At 27.9% G+C, this 3,827-nt stretch carries 3 protein-coding genes; all 3 read left to right on the forward strand.

Annotated elements, in window-relative coordinates; genetic code table 11:
* Positions 1-292 (forward strand): hypothetical protein (locus VLM92_RS13635; protein WP_325276879.1); only part of this gene is annotated, 292 nt, incomplete at its 5' end.
* 446 nt (positions 293-738) lie between these two features.
* Positions 739-1,980 carry a U32 family peptidase gene (locus VLM92_RS13640; RefSeq protein ID WP_325276880.1) on the forward strand — a complete coding sequence of 414 codons (1,242 nt, stop codon included), beginning with the start codon at positions 739-741 and terminating at the stop codon, positions 1,978-1,980.
* Between the two features lie 210 nt (positions 1,981-2,190).
* On the forward strand, positions 2,191-3,827 hold a 1,637-nt coding region (locus VLM92_RS13645; protein ID WP_325276881.1), incomplete at its 3' end, for a flavocytochrome c.

A 3,827-nucleotide genomic window follows, 5' to 3' on the forward strand; every position in this document is an offset into this window, starting at 1 on the left:
AAATAGTAAAAATAAGCAAGATTATTCTTGTGAAGATTTTAAAGGTAACGTATGGTTATGTGATTTAGGAATCAAGTTTTCATCATTTGGAAATATGGTTACGATATCTAGCATTACAGAAGGTGATATGTATAGTAAATATCCTATTGAGAAAATAATTGATATATTAAAAAACAATGGATATATTTATATTGATTTAGAATCACTTAATGAACCTTATGATGGAATTAATAAGTATATGGATGAAGAAAGTACATGGTGGATTAGATATTTTGATTATATAATCGTGTAATATTTTAAAATTATATTTTTCTATTAAGAATTTTTTTAAAAATATATATACAAAACAATTACTAATTACTTAAGCACCTAGTAAAAACTAGGTGCTTTTTATTGTGTTCAAAAAAACATTTCATTTCGTTAACACCTATAAATAAATAGAATTATATCTAAATATATTGAAAAGTATATCAAAATTGTTCATGAAATTATAAATATCTTTTTACGTACATTTCAAATAGAAAGTAGAGGTAGGAGAATAAGCTACTATTTTTATAAATTATATATAAAACTTTATAAAAATAGTAATATAATGTATAATATATTAGTTATATGACATTTTATGTATATTCTATAAATAAGTTTTATAGTAACGTATTTGGGTAAAATAATTTATATAATATAAATATTACTAAGTTTAAAAAACTGAATTATATATAGATAAACAAAGGAGACAATATGAAAAAAGTAGAATTATTAGCACCAGCAGGTGATTTAGAAAGATTAAAAATAGCTTTTACTTATGGTGCAGATGCTGTATATCTAGGCGGAGAAATATTTGGAATGAGATCTGCTGCTAAAAACTTCACGATAGAAGAAATGGCAGAAGGTATAGCTTTTGCTCACGAAAGAGGTAAACAAGTATTTGTAACTATAAACATAATACCTAGAAATGAAGAACTTGACCAATTAAAGGATTACTTATTAGAGCTAGACAGAATAGGTGTAGATGCAGTTATAGTAAGTGATCCAGGTGTATTTACTATAGTTAAAGAAACTCTTCCAAATATGGAAATACACATAAGTACTCAAGCTAGCACAACAAATGCATCAGCTGCAAACTTCTGGTATAATCAAGGAGCTAAAAGAGTTGTAATGGCTAGAGAATTATCATTTAAAGAAATAAAAGAATTAAGAGATAATTGCCCAGAAGATATGGACATAGAAGCTTTTGTTCATGGTGCTATGTGTATGTCATACTCTGGAAAATGTGTTATAAGTAACTACACAACAGGAAGAGATGCTAATAGAGGTGCGTGTGCTCAACCATGTAGATGGAAATATACTTTAGTAGATGAAGTAAGTCCTGGAAAATTTGAAAAAGTAGTTGAAGGAATAGATTCATCATTTTTCTTTAATTCAAAAGACTTATGTATGATAGAATACATACCTCAAATAATAGAAAGTGGTATAACAAGTTTAAAGATAGAAGGAAGAATGAAAACTGCTTATTATGTAGCTACAACAGTTAGAGCATATAGAATGGCTTTAGATGAATACTATAAAGATCCTGAAAACTTTAAATTTAATCCGATGTGGTTAGATGAACTTAAAAAAGGAAGTCATAGAGACTATTGTACAGGGTTTTACTTTAATAGACCAGATGCTGATGCACATAACTACGAATCTGCATCATATATTAGAAACTATGACTTTATAGGAATAGTTAGAGGCCATGATGAAGAAAATGATCTTGTTATAGTAGAACAAAGAAATAAAATGAATGTAGGAGACAAGATAGAAGTTATAGGACCATTTAAAGAAACAATCCATGCCAATATACTAGACATGTATAATGAAGTTGGAGAACCTATAGAATCAGCTCCTCATGCAAGACAAATAGTAAAAATGAAACTAGATATAAAAGTAGAAAAAGATTATATGTTAAGAAAGCCAATAATGACTAAAAGTATAATATAATTTATTTATAAGAAACAAATAGTTTTAAATATAATAAAGTGTAAATAATTAATAATGTTTACACTTTATTTTTATTTTATTTAAACTTTTCTTTATATTATTTTTTTGCAAAATACTCTTTTACAAAAATAGTTTGACATAAAACTATTTTTAGATATATAATTAGTTTGTTGACAAACTATAATTAAATATCAACAGGAGGAAATTGTGATGTATAATGATGGAAAGTATATAGGAAAAGGTAATGGATACGGTGGAGAAATAGAATTAGAAGTAGAAATATTAAAAGGTAAAATGAAAAGTATAGATGTTATAAAGCACAATGAAACAAAAATAATATCAGATCCAGCATTTAAGTATGTTATAGAAAATATAATAGATAAAAATACTATATTAGTCCCAAATGTTTCAGGTTGTTCTATGAGTTCAAGAGGAATAAGAGAAGCTGTTAAAAATGCTTTAGTAAAATCAGGAGAAAATAAAGACAAACTGAATCAATTAATAATAGAATCAGAAAATCTTGATAAGATAGTATCAGATAAAAGAGAAATGAAATCTAATGTTTATGATTTTGATGTAGTAATTGTAGGAAGTGGTGGCGCAGGGCTATCGGCAGCAATTTCAGCGGCTAATCATGGTGCTAAGGTAGTAGTTCTTGAAAAAATGAATACAATTGGTGGAAATACATTAGTCTCTATGGGTGGAGTAAATATACCTGGAAATGACGAGCAGAAGGAAAAAGAAATTATAGATAGTAAAGAAAGTTATTATGAAGATATAATAGCTGGTGGAGACAATGAAAATGACAAAGAACAAGTAAATATACTTGTTGAAAATGCTCTGGATACATATAGGTGGCTAAAAGACTTTGTAGACGTGAAGTTTAAACCAGCAAAACTTATACATTTTGGTGGACATAAAGTGCCAAGAGCTTCTGTATTTAAAGGAAGATATGCAATAGAGTTAATAAGCAAATTAAAAGAAAAAGCTATATCTTTAGGTGTAAGAGTATTAACAGGAGTAGATGTTGAAAGTTTAATGTCTGATGAAAATGAAAAAATAGTAGGAGTAAAAGCTATCTCACAAGGAAAAGAAATTACTTTTAATTCAAACTATGGAGTAGTTCTTGCTACTGGAGGATTTAGTGGAAATGTTGAAATGAGAAAGAAATATTCTCCAGACTTAGATGAAAGGTATAAAACTACAAATGTAAGTGGAGTTACAGGCGACGGACATGTAATGTGTGAAAAAATAGGAGCAAAATTTGTTCATATGAATTACATTCAAACGTTTCCTATAAGTAATCCAAATACAGGAGAGCTTTCTCATGTTGGAGGATCTAGATTTGATGGTGCTATATTAGTCAACAAAGATGGAATTAGATTTGTAGAAGAATTAGAAAGAAGAGATGTTGTATCAGAAGCTATATTATCTCAAAAAGGAAATGTAGCTTACTTATTATGGTCTAAAGAAGTTGAAAGTATAAATAATGGAGTAGAAGCTAATATTTCAGAAGTAAATAGATTAAAAAAGGATAATTTATTTGGGGAGTTTGCGACGCTTGAAGAAGCAGCTAAATTCTTTGAAATAGATGAAGAAAATTTATTAAAGACAGTAGATAAATATAATACCTATGTAGATAATAAAAAAGATGAAGACTTCAATAGAAGAGGAGACTTAGTGCCAATAAAAGAGGGTAAGTATTATATACAAGTAGTTGCACCTGCAGTACATCACACTATGGGTGGAGTAAAAATAAATAATAAAAATCAAGTTCAAAGAGAAGACGGTAGTATAATAAATGGATTATATGCTGCTGGAGAAATAGTAGGTGGAACTCATGGTAC

The organism is Romboutsia sp. (genome assembly GCF_035470145.1).
Lineage (GTDB): Bacteria > Bacillota > Clostridia > Peptostreptococcales > Peptostreptococcaceae > Romboutsia_D.

Coding starts and splice junctions, on each gene's coding strand:
- VLM92_RS13640 (WP_325276880.1), top strand. CDS start 739: ATGAAAAAAGTAGAATTATTAGCACCAGCAGGTGATTTAGAAAGATTA.